Raw genomic sequence first — 240 nt, 5'->3', positions numbered from 1 at the left:
CTTGAACCAGTGACCCTCGCCTTGTAAGGGCGATGCTCTCCCAACTGAGCTAACGACCCACATATAAATTTTGTTTTAAGATTAAATGGTTGGTTTTACTGAACTTAACCACCGAGCCTTTTCGTTGTAAAGAGTTGCGATGCTCTTTGCTTCAAAAAGTAAATGGTGGGTCGTACTGGACTTGAACCAGTGACCCTCGCCTTGTAAGGGCGATGCTCTCCCAACTGAGCTAACGACCCA

Annotated in this window: 1 tRNA gene; it reads right to left on the bottom strand. The window is 46.2% G+C overall.

Annotated features, from left to right (window positions below):
- Window positions 1–163: 163 nt before the first annotated feature.
- Window positions 164–239 (bottom strand) — tRNA-Val (locus VRK28_RS11635).
- Window position 240 lies beyond the last annotated feature (1 nt).

Origin of the sequence: Pseudoalteromonas sp. P80D2 (assembly GCF_036680945.1) — a bacterium.
Lineage (GTDB): Bacteria > Pseudomonadota > Gammaproteobacteria > Enterobacterales > Alteromonadaceae > Pseudoalteromonas > Pseudoalteromonas shioyasakiensis.
This window is presented reverse-complemented; position numbering and strand designations above follow the sequence as displayed.